This window comes from Paraburkholderia podalyriae, assembly GCF_014397785.1.
GTDB classification, from domain to species: Bacteria; Pseudomonadota; Gammaproteobacteria; order Burkholderiales; family Burkholderiaceae; genus Paraburkholderia; species Paraburkholderia podalyriae.
The window spans coordinates 1-13862 of record NZ_VZQQ01000102.1 but is presented as its reverse complement, the minus strand read 5'-3'; the positions used below and the strand labels follow the sequence as shown (position 1 = coordinate 13862).

At 61.1% G+C, this 13862-nt stretch carries 10 protein-coding genes and 1 pseudogene; 6 read left to right on the top strand and 5 right to left on the bottom strand.

What is annotated here, in order from left to right:
• Positions 1–90: 90 nt before the first annotated feature.
• The 3 genes from F6X42_RS39725 to F6X42_RS39715 all read right to left on the bottom strand — a co-directional run bounded on the left by F6X42_RS39725 (position 91) and on the right by F6X42_RS39715 (position 4656).
• Positions 91–1206 carry a lipocalin-like domain-containing protein gene (locus F6X42_RS39725; RefSeq protein ID WP_376776514.1) on the bottom strand — a complete coding sequence of 372 codons (1116 nt, stop codon included), beginning with the start codon at positions 1204–1206 and terminating at the stop codon, positions 91–93.
• 146 nt (positions 1207–1352) lie between these two features.
• A complete protein-coding gene (locus F6X42_RS39720; protein WP_187639292.1) occupies positions 1353–3932 on the bottom strand; it encodes an FtsX-like permease family protein in 2580 nt (859 codons plus the stop codon).
• Positions 3922–4656 carry an ABC transporter ATP-binding protein gene (locus F6X42_RS39715; protein WP_187639291.1) on the bottom strand — a complete coding sequence of 245 codons (735 nt, stop codon included), beginning with the start codon at positions 4654–4656 and terminating at the stop codon, positions 3922–3924. Before F6X42_RS39715 ends, F6X42_RS39720 begins: the two co-directional genes overlap by 11 nt.
• Before the next feature lie 685 nt (positions 4657–5341).
• On the opposite strand from F6X42_RS39715, the gene F6X42_RS39710 reads away from it, so the two are divergent.
• The 6 genes and pseudogenes from F6X42_RS39710 to F6X42_RS45720 form a co-directional block, all read left to right on the top strand.
• Positions 5342–6898 (top strand): NADH-quinone oxidoreductase subunit M, encoded by a 1557-nt coding sequence (locus F6X42_RS39710; protein ID WP_187639290.1) that lies wholly within the window; start codon positions 5342–5344, stop codon positions 6896–6898.
• A 390-nt stretch (positions 6899–7288) separates the two neighbouring features.
• Complete coding sequence (cyoA, locus tag F6X42_RS39705; protein ID WP_187639289.1) at positions 7289–8182, top strand: ubiquinol oxidase subunit II; 894 nt, start codon at positions 7289–7291, stop codon at positions 8180–8182.
• A 3-nt stretch (positions 8183–8185) separates the two neighbouring features.
• Positions 8186–10207 carry a cytochrome o ubiquinol oxidase subunit I gene (cyoB, locus tag F6X42_RS39700; protein WP_187639288.1) on the top strand — a complete coding sequence of 674 codons (2022 nt, stop codon included), beginning with the start codon at positions 8186–8188 and terminating at the stop codon, positions 10205–10207.
• Entirely contained in the window at positions 10207–10812 is a 606-nt protein-coding gene (gene cyoC / locus F6X42_RS39695) for a cytochrome o ubiquinol oxidase subunit III (protein WP_187639287.1), read from the top strand. Before cyoB ends, cyoC begins: the two co-directional genes overlap by 1 nt.
• A complete protein-coding gene (gene cyoD, locus F6X42_RS39690) occupies positions 10813–11154 on the top strand; it encodes a cytochrome o ubiquinol oxidase subunit IV (RefSeq protein ID WP_187639286.1) in 342 nt (113 codons plus the stop codon).
• A 133-nt stretch (positions 11155–11287) separates the two neighbouring features.
• Positions 11288–11401, top strand: a pseudogene (locus tag F6X42_RS45720) (IS110 family transposase); the annotation flags it as partial.
• Between the two features lie 233 nt (positions 11402–11634).
• On the opposite strand, the gene F6X42_RS39680 reads toward F6X42_RS45720, so the two are convergent.
• Positions 11635–11874, bottom strand: a complete 240-nt coding sequence (locus F6X42_RS39680) for a hypothetical protein (RefSeq protein ID WP_187639285.1) — start codon at positions 11872–11874, stop codon at positions 11635–11637.
• 251 nt (positions 11875–12125) lie between these two features.
• On the bottom strand, positions 12126–13592 hold the full coding sequence (locus F6X42_RS39675; protein ID WP_187639284.1) for a hypothetical protein: 1467 nt from the start codon (positions 13590–13592) through the stop codon (positions 12126–12128).
• Between the last annotated feature and the right edge of the window lie 270 nt (positions 13593–13862).

Here is a 13862-nt window from a genome sequence, read left to right as displayed (position 1 = left end):
GTAGGTAATCGTCAGGCTCCTTACCCCGTCAGAAACCCCACCCCTCGCGGTGGGGTTTTTGCGTTTACGCGGCCGATATCGCGCGTTTCATCACTTTCCAATCCGCAGTGCATCCGCGTAACCCGTCAGTTCCAGATAGGCGCGCCCTATATCCGCATTCTGTTGACGCACCCGGACCGCGCCTTCCCAATACACCGCCCCAGCCGACTGTCGTGAATCGAGTTCCTGATCGTCCATCAGCGGATCGAGTTGCCATGCCAGCGTTCCGGTTCTAACCGTCATCGAGACCGGATACGAAGTATTCGTGCGCGGCGAGAGCCACATGCGACGCGGCGTGAAGTCGACTTCACCGGGGCCGAAGTTCGTTACCTGTCCATCGGGTTTGCGGAGCGTCGCGTGGGCCCATATTGCATGTCCATCGCGGCTCCGCACCTTGAATGCCATTAGCGCCGAGCCGCCCGTCAAATTAGCGCCGAGCCAATCCCATCCGACCGCATTGGCATCGAGCAACGTGCTCGACCATTCGTGATCCAGCCATGCGGTGCCCGTCACTGCCGTATTGCGCGTCGTGTCGTTTCCACCCCCGGCTGGGCGCACCACAGTGCCCGTCACGCGGAGTTGCGGTTCGCTGTAGTAGTAGCTCGCCTGTTCGGGCCGCGGTCCTTTGCGCGAGTAACCGCGCTCGCCCTGAATCAGCGGAGGCTGCGTTGGCGTAAGTTGGAGATGTAGCGCGAATCCGCTTGCGTCGGCGGTGACGTCGTAGTGACCGTCCGCGGCGCGAATCATTTTCCATGCGTCGAGTTTGACGTCGGTGTTCGCGGGCTTCGCGTAGGCGAGCCCAAAACCCTGGCGAGCGATGCGTTGATCGTGAACGAGCCGTCCGATGACCGGATCGCTCAACGCAGCGTGCGCGATGATCAGTTGCGACGGCGCGAAGCCGCTGGGATCGGCGGAGTCGTGACCGGTCGCCGAACGGAAGAATGTGATCTGGAATCCGAGCGGTCGGTTATCGGGCGTCGTGAGCCAGCCGGTCGCATACCACCATTCGGTGCGGAAAGCCGGATGGCCACCGCTGTCCTGCGGAAACGAGATCGGATGGTCTGGCGTGACTGACGCGAAGGCGGCCAGGGTGGATGCAGATGAGTTACTACTAGCGGCAAAAGAGGTCGACACAGCAGCTATGCCAACGCAAAACAGGCCTGGCAGGAAGAGCTGAAGGCTCCGCTGCGATGACCCGCTGTGCTTGCGCGCGATCCACGTCGCGCACGCACATAGCGCAGAGCAGGCCCCGCGAACGGCCACGCCATGCCACCACAACAACCGTATTCGCCAGGCACGCCCCTCAGCTCGCATCACCAGTCCTCCTTCACCGCGCGCACCGCATCCACCGATACCGCGCCGCGTCCCGCGACCACCGCCGTCGAGCACGACAGCGCCAGCATCACCAACGCGACTGTGCCAAGCACGAGCCACGGTACATGCAGCGACATGCTCCAGTGAAACGACTGCGGATTGACGTCGAACACGAGAACCAGGCTGATTGCGAAACCAAGCGCGAAACCGGGCGCAATGCCGCATGCGGTGAGCAAACCGCCCTCCGACGCGAGGATCGCAAGAATCTGCGCGCGCGTCACGCCGACGTGGCGCAACATCCCAAACTCGCGGGCGCGCGCGAGCGTCTGCGCGGAAAACGTCGCGGCGACGCCGAACAATCCGATCACGATCGCCACCGCTTCGAGCAGATACGTGACCGCGAAACTGCGGTCGAAGATCACCAGCGTGCGTGCACGGATTTCACCCGGTTGCGACATCTCGAGTGACGCGCCGAACGGCAGCGCCTTCAAACTTGCGACGACGCGTTCAACACTCACGCCCGGCTCGACGGTCACGGCGACATCGGTTGCGGTGGCGTCGCCGGTCAGCCGCCGATAGTCCGCGAGCCGTATCTGGATCGCGCCACTCTGCCGGGCATAATCGCGCCACACACCGGCGACGACGAACATCTGGCCGCGCTCGCCAAGCGGCAACGAAACTCGCTGGCCCGGCCGATACCCATACAGGTCGATCATTGCTTCGGAGACCCAAACAGGTATGTCGCCGGCGCGAAGCGCGGACGGCGGCAGCACCGCGCCGGTCATCTGCAGATTCGCGCCCGGATCGGCTGCGTCGATTTCGCGCGCGAGCAGCGCGACATCCGGGCGGGCAGGATTGAGCGTCAGATGTGTGATACGCGCGAACGCGGCGTTGCGGATGCCGGGCACCGTCGCGATCCGCGTCTGTTCGTCGGGCCGCAAGCCGCTACTGTCGCCGCTATTGCCGCCCGACGCTACGCGCACGTACAGATCCGCGGACAGCAGACGCGTGATCCAGTCGTCGACGGACACGCGGAAGCTCGCCACCATGATCGCCATCGCGACGATCAGCGCGAAGCTCGACAACACGCCGCCCATCGCGATCGATGCTTGCCCCGGCGCATTCGCGAGACGCGCAATCGCGAGCGTGCCCGTCGCGGCCGAGCGGCGTCGCGTGCCGCGCGCGCGGCTCGCCGCGCCGAATATCAGCGCGGTTACGCGCGGCATCAGCGCAATGCCGCCTACAAGCAGCAGCGCAACCGCCAGATAGCCGGCGATCGGCGCGTCGAACCACGGCGGCACGCGCGTCAGCGCGGCGGCCGCCAGCAAACAGCCGAGCGCGGGCCATGGCGTCGCGAGCCGCGCCAACGCGCTTTCCTCGGCGCCAGCCTTGAGTGCCACGGCCGGCCGTGCGCGCGCCGCGTCGATGGCGGGCGCGACGCTGCCCAACACCGACACCGCGACCCCGAGCGCGAGAAACACCGCGCTCGCGAGCGGCTCGAAGCCGACTCGCGGTTGCACGCCCGGAAAGTAGCCGCCGCCGAGATCGCTGCCGAAAAAACGCAGCGCACCGCTGGCCGTCGCGTAGCCGAGCGCAAGTCCGCACAACGAGCCGAGCAACCCTAGCAGCGCGCCTTCGAGCAGGATCTGCCGCAATAGCTGAGCTCGCGTGAGTCCGAGCACGCGCAGCATCGCGAATTGCGAGCGACGTCGCACGACACCGAGCGCCTGCGTCGAAAACACGAGGAACGCACCCGTGAACAGTGCGACCAGCGCGAGCACGTTCATGTTGATCCGGTACGCACGCGACAGGCGATCGGTGCGGCTTTCGGTATCACGCGTCTCGGTGACGACCCACGCGCTGCCGAGCTGCTGTTGAAGATCGCGTTTGAAGCGTTGCCGATCGACGCCGCGTTCGAGCTGCACGTCGACGCGCGACAGCTTGCCCACCTTGCCGAACTTCCATTGCGCGGCGGCGATGTCCATCACCGCGAGCCGTTGACCAGGTCGCGCGCGCACGAGCCCGCCCGCGACGCGCAGACGCAGATCCGATGTGCCGATGCGCAGCGTCACGTGGTCGTCGGTTTTCACGTTCAGCCATTGCTGGGCGGCTGTCGACAGAAATATCGCATCGGAGGCGAGCATGTCGAACGGGTGGTCCGGCGGGGGCACGCCGATCAGGTCGGGCGTGATCCGGCGCGCCTTGAAGGCGTCGATGCCGAGGACCGGCAGCGCACCGCTGTGCCCTGGCACCGCGATGTCGAGCGCGAGCACGGGACTCGCCAACGCCACGCCCGGCTCATTGGCCAGTCGCGGATAGAGGGACTCGTCGACGAAAGGCTGCGCGCCGCGCACCTGCAGATCCGCTTCACCGGACAGACTGCGCGCGGCCGCCGAGAATTCGTTGAAGGCCGCACTGTTGATCAATTGCACCGCGTAGCCGAGCGCGACGCCTAGCGCGATCGTGGCGATTGCGACGAGTGCGCGTCCGCGATGACTGCGCCATTCCGCCGCCAACAGCCAGCGCGCGAGAACGCGAGATCCCGGTGTGCTCGGCAGAGGACCAGGATCAGCGGGCATCGTCGATCGAGCGGGTCGCCGCATGCGCGGCGTTCGCGGTTTTATCGGGCGCGGCGTGCAGGCCGCCGTCGCTCAGGATCAACACGCGGTCGGCCACGGCGGCCGCGGCCTCCGAATGCGTGACCATGATCGTCGCCGCGCCGGTCGCCTTGCTTTGCGCGCGGAACAGGCCGAGCACGTCGTGCGCGGTCGCGGGGTCGAGGTTGCCGGTCGGTTCGTCGGCGAGAAGCAGCGTCGGACGATGCACGAGCGCTCGTGCAATGGCCACGCGCTGCAGCTCACCGCCAGACAGCTCGCGCGGAAAGTCGTCGCCTCGTCCGCCGAGGCCGACTGCCGCGAGCATGTCGAGCGCGCTCGCCATCGGTAGATCATTGAGCAGCAGTGGCAGTGCGACGTTCTGCGCGAGCGTCAGATGCGGCAGCACGTGAAACGCCTGGAATACGAACCCGAGCTTCTGGCGACGCAAACGCGTCGCGGCGTTATCGTCGAGTTGCTCGACCGCGCGTCCATCGATCATCACGCTGCCGCTATCGGCGCGGTCGAGTCCGGCGATCAGATTGAGCAGCGTCGACTTGCCGACGCCCGAGTCGCCCATGATCGCGACGAACTCGCCCGCCGCGAGCGTGAAGTCGAGCTGCGCGAGCACGATGCGGCCGGTGCCGTACCGCTTGCTGAGGCCGCGGCATTCGAGGGCGGGTGTGGCGACGTCGTCACGAAGGGTCATGCGAGCAGGTCCGGAAAAGGAGCCGGGCGAGGGGAGCCGGCCGGGCGAAATGAGTGTGCCTCTCCGCGCGATTTTCTGCAGCAGGTAGCATGTCGCGGCGCGTCTTGTCGTAAGGTAAATGGAGGTTTTGTAGGTCTCGAAGGATTCAGTTTCAGCGCTCCTCGATCGAGGCGCTCGGCATGGTGGCCGCCCCGCTCACGGGGTCGATCTGCAGTGTCGGCGCAAAAATCTTTTTTCGTCGACAGCGCGAATCTTTGCGTGATTGCGGGACGTCCGCGGCAGTCAAACAAAACGTCACAGCATGACCCGTTCCAGCCGAACGGAGCCTCTGGACGGCAAATGCCTAAAAGCCATCAATCTCCCGGTAATTGCCAGCTTTTGCGGCCAAATCATCAAGGTCGCACGAAGGCTTTGTAACAATGTGCAAACGCACATTTCGATGCGTTTTACAAGCGTCGGCGTTGCAACAATGTATTGTGACGCGGATTTCCGCGCTGTTGCGATGCAAAATTATTCTTATCTTGGTAATCTCCCACCCTTGGTCATTCGGCTGCGGGTAAACGTGTAGAGGGAAACCCCTTCGCGCGTCAATTTCAGCGAACTCCAACTTACATTTCCATTTCAACGCCTGCTGTTTTTGAGGGCGTTGACGGGGCGTTTTGTACTTCAAGTTCTGACAGAGCACATGCCATTGCCTCTTCTAAGTCTTCTCATCTGGATCCCCATCGTCGCCGGATTCGTGGTTCTGCGTGCCGGGTCCGACGCGGCGCGTAATCGCACGCGCTGGCTCGCGCTGATCGGCGCGGTGGCGGGCTTCTTGCCGGTGATCCCGCTCGTGGCGAATTTCCGTAACGACGTGACCTCGATGCAGTTCGTCGAGAACGTCCGCTGGTCGCCGACGTTCGATATCGCATGGCATGTGGGAATCGACGGGATTTCGCTGTGGCTCGTCGCGCTGACTGCGTTGACGACGATCATCATCGTGATCGCATCGTGGGAGTCGATTACGCAGCGTACCGCGCAGTACTTCGGCGCGTTCCTGATGCTGTCCGGCTTCATGCAGGGCGTGTTCACGTCCCTCGACGGCATGATGTTTTTCATTGCGTTCGAGGCGACGCTGATCCCGCTGTATCTGCTGATCGGCACGTACGGTCACAAAAACCGCACGTACGCCGCGGTGAAGTTCTTCTTCGTGTCGTTCCTCGGCTCGCTGATGATGCTGATGTCGATGCTCTATCTGTATAGCCAGACGCACAGCTTCGACCTCGCCCTGTGGCGCGAAGCGCATCTCGACACGGTGCCCCAGGCGCTGATCTTCCTCGGCTTTCTTGCCGCGTTCGGCGTGAAGGTGCCGATGTGGCCGCTGCATACGTGGCTCCCCGACGTGCACCTCGACGGCCCGACCGGTGCCGCGGTGATGATCGGCATGCTGAAGATCGGCGGCTACGGTCTGCTGCGTTTCGCATTGCCGATCGCGCCGCAAGCGAGCCACTTCTTCGCGCCGATGATGATCACGCTGTCGCTCGTCGCGGTGATCTATTCGAGCCTGCTCGCACTCGTGCAAACCGATATGCGACGCCTGCTCGCGTATTCGACGGTCGCGCACATGGGCCTCGTCACGCTCGGTCTCTTTGTCTTCAATCGCTTCGGCCAGTCCGGCGCAATCGTGCAGATGATCTCCTACGGCGTGGTGTCCGGCGCGATGCTGTTGTGCACCGGCATGCTCTACGACCGCACGAAAACCGCATCGATCGCCGAATATGGCGGTGTCGCCAACACGATGCCGCGCTTTGCCGCTTTCGTGATGCTGTTCTCGATGGCCAACATCGGTCTGCCGGGCACGTCGGGTTTCGTCGGCGAATTCATGGTGCTGATGGGCGCGATCCGCTTCAACTTCTGGATCGGCGCGATCGCCGCGACCACGTTGATGCTGAGCGCCGCCTACACGCTGTGGATGTATAAGCGCGTGATCTTCGGTGCGATCACCAATGCGCGCGTCGCGAAGCTGAAAGACCTCGGCAAGCGCGAGTTCGTGCTGCTCGGTGCGATGTCGCTGCTCGTGCTCGCTATCGGCCTCGATCCGAAGCCGTTCACCGATGCGATCGATCCGTCGGTCGGCACGCTGCTCGCGCAATCGGAACGCACGGCGCTTCCTTCAGACGCCGTGCCGACGGAAGCCGGCGAGCATCTGCAGGCAGCGGCGCCCGGAGCGGCATCCGTCGCCGCGCACACGCCGGGTTAAAAGAACAAAGCGCAAGAGCCGTTGTTGCATCCGCGCGTCAGGATGCGGCGACGCTCTTGCGCTTTTGCGCGTCGCTATCGATCCCGTTGTGAACGTATGCGTGGCGTAGTGCTCGGAATCGCTGGACATCCAGCGATTTTTTAGCGCTTGTTTTCAAGGGACTTTGCGATGCGTCAACTTTTCGATGCTTCGTTTTGGAGCGTCGCAAACGACGCTGGTGAATAGGGTGCGCAGGAAATGCGGCAACGTGTCGCACTGCGTTGCGAAGCAATAGTTAGTTGCTGAATCGAGTGTTTACCGGCATTCGGTGCCACCCCTATTATGCGAGCGCTTATTACTGGAGAGCCGTCGAATGACGTTCGTTGAAGTCAAAAAAACGAGGCAATGGAAATGAAAGGACGGACGCTGAGAAGGCCGGCAAGTTTCCTTTCCGCCAGCCTCATGTTGCTGCTTTCGGGTTGCAGCAACCTCGATATTCTGAATCCGAAGGGGAGTGTGGGACTCGCGGAGCGTGATCTGATCGCGACTTCGGTGTGGGCCATGCTGATCGTCGTGGTGCCGGTCATTCTGATGACACTGTTTTTCGCGTGGCGTTATCGCGCGTCAAACAGGAACGCCGACTACCAACCAGGTTGGACGCATTCCACCGCGGTTGAAGTCGTCGTCTGGACGATTCCGACTTTGATCATTCTGTTCCTCGCCGTGTTGACGTGGCGGACGACGCATGAGCTCGATCCGTATCGCCCGCTCGAATCGCAGGTCAAGCCGATCAACGTCGAAGTCGTCGCACTCGACTGGAAATGGCTGTTCATCTATCCGGATCTGGGCATCGCTTCGGTGAACCAGCTTGCGATCCCGGTCGGTACCCCGGTGAACTTCCGGATCACGTCTGACACGGTGATGAACTCGTTCTTCATCCCGCAGCTGGGCGGCCAGATCTACGCGATGGCGGGCATGCAGACGCGCCTGCACCTGATCGCCGATCACGCTGGCGACTACGCGGGCACCGCGGCGAACTTCAGCGGCAAGGGCTTTTCGGACATGAAGTTCCGCACGCTCGCCAGCTCGCCTGAAGACTTCAACGCGTGGGTCGCGAAGGTGCGCGCTTCGTCGGACCGTCTCGACATGGACCGCTATCACGCGGTGTCCGAGCCGAGCGAAAAGGACCCGGTGCGGTACTTCTCGACGGTCGATCCGAAGCTGTTCAACAACATCATCGCCCGCTACAACAACGGCAACGTCCTCGACAACGTGAAGGACGCCAACTGTGCGCCTAAGGGGTAACGCATGTTCGGAAAACTAACGCTCGATGCGATCCCGTATCACGAGCCAATCATCGTTACGGCGGGCGCGGGGATGATCCTCGCCGCGCTGGCCGTACTCGGCGCAATCACGTATTTCGGCAAATGGCGCTACTTGTGGACCGAATGGCTGACCTCGGTCGACCACAAGAAGATTGGTGTCATGTATATCGTCATTGCCTTCGTCATGCTGCTGCGCGGCTTCGCCGACGCGATCATGATGCGTATGCAACTGGCGCTGTCATACCTGGCCCCGGGCTTTTTGCCGCCGCATCACTACGACCAGATCTTCACCGCGCACGGCGTCATCATGATCTTCTTCATGGCGATGGCGTTCATGGTCGGACTGATGAACCTCGTCGTGCCGCTGCAGATCGGCGCACGCGACGTCGCGTTCCCGTTCATCAACTCGCTGAGCTTCTGGATGACGGCAATCAGCGCGATCCTGATCAACATTTCGCTGGTGATCGGTGAATTTGCGCAGACGGGCTGGCTCGCTTATCCGCCGCTGTCCGAATTGCAGTTCAGCCCCGGTGTCGGCGTCGACTACTACCTGTGGAGCTTGCAGCTCTCCGGTATCGGCACGTTGCTGACCGGTGTGAACTTCTTCGTGACCATCGTGAAGATGCGCGCGCCGGGCATGTCATTCATGAAGATGCCGGTGTTCACGTGGACCGCGCTGTGCACGAACGTGCTGATCATGGCGTCGTTCCCGATCCTGACCGTCACGCTCGCACTGCTCGGTCTGGACCGTTACCTCGGCATGCACTTCTTCACCAACGATGCCGGCGGCAACGCGATGCTGTACCTGAACCTGATCTGGGCATGGGGACACCCCGAGGTGTACATCCTGATCCTGCCGGCGTTCGGTATCTTCTCGGAAGTCGTCGCCACCTACGCGAAGAAGCCGCTGTTCGGCTATAAGACGATGGTGTGGGCGACCTGCGCGATCATGGTGCTGTCGTTCCTCGTGTGGTTGCACCACTTCTTCACGATGGGTTCGGGCGCGGACGTGAATGCGTTCTTCGGTATCGCGACAATGATCATCTCGATCCCGACCGGCGTCAAAGTGTTCAACTGGTTGTTTACGATCTACAAGGGCCGTCTGCGGTTCACGACGCCGGTTCTGTGGACGATCGGCTTCATCATTACTTTCACGATCGGCGGTATGACCGGCGTGATGATGGCGATTCCGGGCGCGGACTTCATGCTGCACAACAGCCTGTTCCTGATCGCTCACTTCCACAACGTGATTATCGGTGGCGTGCTGTTCGGTTATCTGGCTGGCTTCAACTACTGGTTCCCGAAGGCGTTCGGCTTCAAGCTGAACGAGAAGCTCGGCAAGGCCGCGTTCTGGTTCTGGCAGATCGGCTTCTGGGTTGCGTTCACGCCGCTGTACGTGCTTGGTTTCATGGGCATGACGCGTCGTCTGAATCACTACGACAACCCGACCTGGCATCCGTGGCTGATCGCCGCCGCGTTCGGCGCGGTGCTGATTGCAATCGGTATTGCCTGCCAGTTGCTGCAGCTGTTCGTCAGCATCCGCGATCGCAACCTGGCGCAAAACCGCGACCTGACGGGCGACCCGTGGGACGGTCGTACGCTGGAATGGGCGACGAGCTCGCCGCCGCCGGCTTATAACTTCGCGCACATCCCGGAGGTCCGCTCGCTCGACGCGTTCACCGAAATGAAGTCGCGCAAGGGTGCGCAGAAAGTGCCGGTGTATCGCGACATTCACATGCCGTCGAATACGTCCGCGGGTCTGCTAGTGGGTCTGTTCTCGCTGGTGCTCGGCTTTGCAGGCGTGTGGCACATCTGGTGGCTTGCGATTGTCGGCGCGGTCGGCGCGATCGCCACCGTGATCATCTACAGCTTCATGGACAACGACGGCTATTACATTCCTGCCGACACTGTCGCGCTGATTGAAGACAAACGCAACGGCGGTGCTGGTGCCGTGGCCGGTGTCGGCGCAAGCGTCGGCAAGCAGGTCGCGCTGGAGGTGGACTGATGTTACAGAAGACTATTGCGGTTGAGCCGCAACTCGCGCCGGACCACGTACCGTCGCACTCGGTGTTCGGTTTCTGGCTGTATCTGATGACCGACTGCATCATCTTCGCGGCGCTGTTCGCGGTGTTCGCGGTGATGAGCCATCAGTTCGCGGGTGGCCCGAGCGGCAAGGATCTGTTCGAGATTCCGGGCGTCGCGCTGGAAACGACGATGCTGCTGCTCTCGAGTATCACGTACGGCTTCGCGATGCTCGGCGCGCACAAGAACCGCAAGGGCGCGCTGCTCGGCTGGCTCGGCGTGACGTTCCTGCTGGGCCTCGCGTTTCTGGTGCTGGAAATGCGCGAGTTCTCGCACCTGATCGCCGAAGGCGCGGGTCCTAGCCGCAGCGCATTCCTGTCGTCGTTCTTCACGCTGGTCGGCACCCACGGCCTGCACGTGACGTTCGGCCTGATCTGGATGGTGGTGCTGGCGCTGCAGGTGATGCGTCATCGCGACCTGACCGAACGCGACATGATCCGTCTGACGTGCCTGAGTCTTTTCTGGCACTTCCTCGACGTCGTGTGGATCGGCGTTTTCACCTTTGTCTATCTTGCGAGCGTGATCTAAATGGACCATAGCCATAGCGCCCACGGCGCACACTCGGACGAAGGCCACGGCAGCTTCGGCAGCTATACGGCGGGCTTCGTGCTTTCCGTCATTCTGACCGTCGCGGCGTTCGCGCTCGTGATGACCGGCACGCTAACGGGACAGAGCGCGCTGTTCGCGATTGCGGGCCTCGCGTTCGTGCAGATCCTCGTGCATCTGGTGTTCTTCCTGCACATGAATACGTCGTCGTCGCAGCGCTGGAACGTGACCGCGTTTGCGTTCACCGCGCTGACCGCGGTGATCGTGATCGGCGGTACGTTGTGGGTGATGCATAACGTCAGCATGAATATGATGTCGCGCTGAGCGGATATCGCTTTAGCGTTAGCGTCGTAAAAAAGCCCCGCAAGATTTCGGTCTTGCGGGGCTAATTAGATGCTCATCCTCACCCTACACGCGGGTTACGCTGTAGGGTGTTTTTCTTTATGGAAAGGCCATCGTGCAAGACGTGACGATGGTTGGGATCGATCTGGGCAAGCATTCGTTTCACATTCATGGCCAGGATCCGCGCAGCAAAGCCGCGTTTCGCAAGAAGCTGAGGTGCAGGCAGTTGCCCTCGCGAACACGCTGTTTCGCACCGCATGGGCGCTGGTGACCAGAAAGGCCGTCTTCGATGCGAGATCGGCTTCCATGCCAGTCTGATCAGCAGATCCTGCTTACCGCTTTACCGAAGTCAACTCATCTGGTTTGCGAACGCTGAAATTTGATGACCTGAACGGCACACCGGCCTGACGGAGAACCTAGCAAACAAATTGTCTCTCGAAGCCGAGGAGCTTTGGGAGACTATCACGCGCGACTCTCATCGTGGCGCGGGGAGTGATCCCTACAACGACGCCGGATAGATTTAGGCGAGGCAACCACACCTTCAACAATCAACGTTGCAAAAACGGGGGTGACCATAGATTTTGCTTTGGCAGCCAACCTTGGCGACCAAGTCATCCGAAAGAACTTCGCCAGCGACGACAGCTTGTCGGCCTTCTGTGCTTGTGCGTTGAGCTTGATGCCTAGACGGGCTTCCATTTCCATGCGTGTGAGTTCGGGCGCCGTGGAGTCGCCCAAATGCATCGTGTTCGATGTACCTGCCGGTATGTTCAAGTGCGTCCAAGCGATGGCGTGATCGCTGCACCAGCCACCTGTTTTTTCCTGCGTCGTAGTCTTCGCTCGCGATTTGAAGTTTTTGGAAAAACTTGTCGTGCCTTAAGACCATGCATTAAATGGCGCGCGCTACGGTCATATCATTCACTTATGTGACCGCGCTACTGTATCGACTGAAAACATCACGCATTGGTCATCAACAGCCGCCGGCAAAGTCGCTTTGCCCGGCCGAGCTGTTTCAGCATTGGGCGCCATGCGCGTGCCAATGGCAAAACATCGCGCAATGCCATGGGGCCGCCATCCAGACGCAATTCATCGAACAAGCGGCGTTCTTGAAGTGACAGCGTTGCGTGTTGTTGCACGAGGTCGTGATGCGCTTGCTGTAGAGATTTAAGCGTCAGGGCAAGGCTGGCGTTCTCGCCAAGCGCAGCATCGCGCGCCTCACTGACCGTCAAGAGCGTCTGGGTGTGGCGTTCGTTCTCAGCCTGGGCCTTGTCCCGCTCGTGAGCCAATGCGGCATCGTTCTCAATTACAAGCTGATCGAGAGACGACTGACGTGCGGCTCGATCGCGCAACAGGGCGTCGCGCTCATGTAGGAGCGATGCGACCTTAGCTTCGTTTGCGGCGAGGTGTGCATCGAGCGCGAGACCGATGGCCGTGCGTTCTTGTACAGCACGTTCGAGGTCTGCGCGTGCTTCGTCTCGTTCGCGCACCAGCCCATCGCGCTCGATCACCAGACTGTCGCGTTCGCGCGCCAGCGCTTCGCGATCGGAATGGATCGCCAGGCGTCGGCTCGCTCTTTCACGGTAAACGTGAAAGATGGCTTCAGTGATCAGGTCATCACTGAAGCGCATCAGGTACATCAGCTTGTAGGACGCGTAATCATAGAACTCCTCGATCGGGTGGAATTTCTCCTCACCGTAGGGCGCATCGAAGGACGTGACCGAAAAGCGGCCATTCAGATCCAGCACGTTGAGCTTGTTCGTCAGATCGTCGATCTTGGTCCAGAGCAAGTCGACCCACCAATTGATCTCAGTCGATTCAGGGTCGCCCAGTCCGTGTGTACCGTCGCGCGTGATCGTGTTGATGCACGTGCGCCGCTTCAAGATGATCAGCGGCACGCCGAGCTGCTCGGACAACTCGATCAAGTCCTTAAGGTATTGATAGTAGAGGTCGAGGTACTGGTGACTTTTCGGCGAGAGCCGAGTCCAGCCGTTGGCGAGGAATCCCTCGGGCCACTTCCAGTCTTCGCCCATGCTGCGAGCCGCCATGTCCGAGATGATGCAGCCGTCTTTCTCGTAGTAATCGTTTGTGAAGTCGCTGGTGGGATCGAAAATCAGGAACTCGTACCCACCCGACTTCAGTTTGCGCAAGGCCTGCTTCGTCAGCTCGAAATTGATGCGCTCGGAGACTTGGTGGTTGTCGGACGCGAAATAACTCCGGCCTTCCACCTTGTTCGACATCAGACAGGGAACGCTCACGCGCCACAAATGCGACACCTGTGCAAGTCGCCCCATGCGCCCGGCCACCACTTCGGTCACGCAACCGCCCATGCTCAAGATCTTCGGTTTGCTCGCGGTGGCGATCGGAGCGTGATCACGCTCGACGACGTCGCTCCGTTTGATCCTGAATAATTCGCTGATGCCCATATTTCTCTGTAAGTATGTGCTGCGCCTCGGCGCGCGGCCATAAGTGCCGAACCGGTCGAAGCATTTGGCCGTTCTACAGCTTTCGGCGCATTATCAAACGTTTCCTTACAATTGTCGAACACTTTGCGCAATGAAATGATTTTCGTGACAGTTCAGCAGCTAGGTTGCAGGCCGTATAGGATCGCCAGCAAAGGCACGCCGTAATACGTCGAGCATGCGATGCCCTTGCTTGTGGAGTGTGTCGAGGCAGGAACGAATGACGCAGAAATT

Coding starts and splice junctions, on each gene's coding strand:
- F6X42_RS39720 (WP_187639292.1), bottom strand. CDS start 3,932: ATGCCCGCTGATCCTGGTCCTCTGCCGAGCACACCGGGATCTCGCGTT.
- F6X42_RS39715 (WP_187639291.1), bottom strand. CDS start 4,656: ATGACCCTTCGTGACGACGTCGCCACACCCGCCCTCGAATGCCGCGGC.
- F6X42_RS39710 (WP_187639290.1), top strand. CDS start 5,342: ATGCCATTGCCTCTTCTAAGTCTTCTCATCTGGATCCCCATCGTCGCC.
- cyoA (WP_187639289.1), top strand. CDS start 7,289: ATGAAAGGACGGACGCTGAGAAGGCCGGCAAGTTTCCTTTCCGCCAGC.
- cyoB (WP_187639288.1), top strand. CDS start 8,186: ATGTTCGGAAAACTAACGCTCGATGCGATCCCGTATCACGAGCCAATC.
- cyoC (WP_187639287.1), top strand. CDS start 10,207: ATGTTACAGAAGACTATTGCGGTTGAGCCGCAACTCGCGCCGGACCAC.
- cyoD (WP_187639286.1), top strand. CDS start 10,813: ATGGACCATAGCCATAGCGCCCACGGCGCACACTCGGACGAAGGCCAC.
- F6X42_RS39680 (WP_187639285.1), bottom strand. CDS start 11,874: ATGGAAATGGAAGCCCGTCTAGGCATCAAGCTCAACGCACAAGCACAG.
- F6X42_RS39675 (WP_187639284.1), bottom strand. CDS start 13,592: ATGGGCATCAGCGAATTATTCAGGATCAAACGGAGCGACGTCGTCGAG.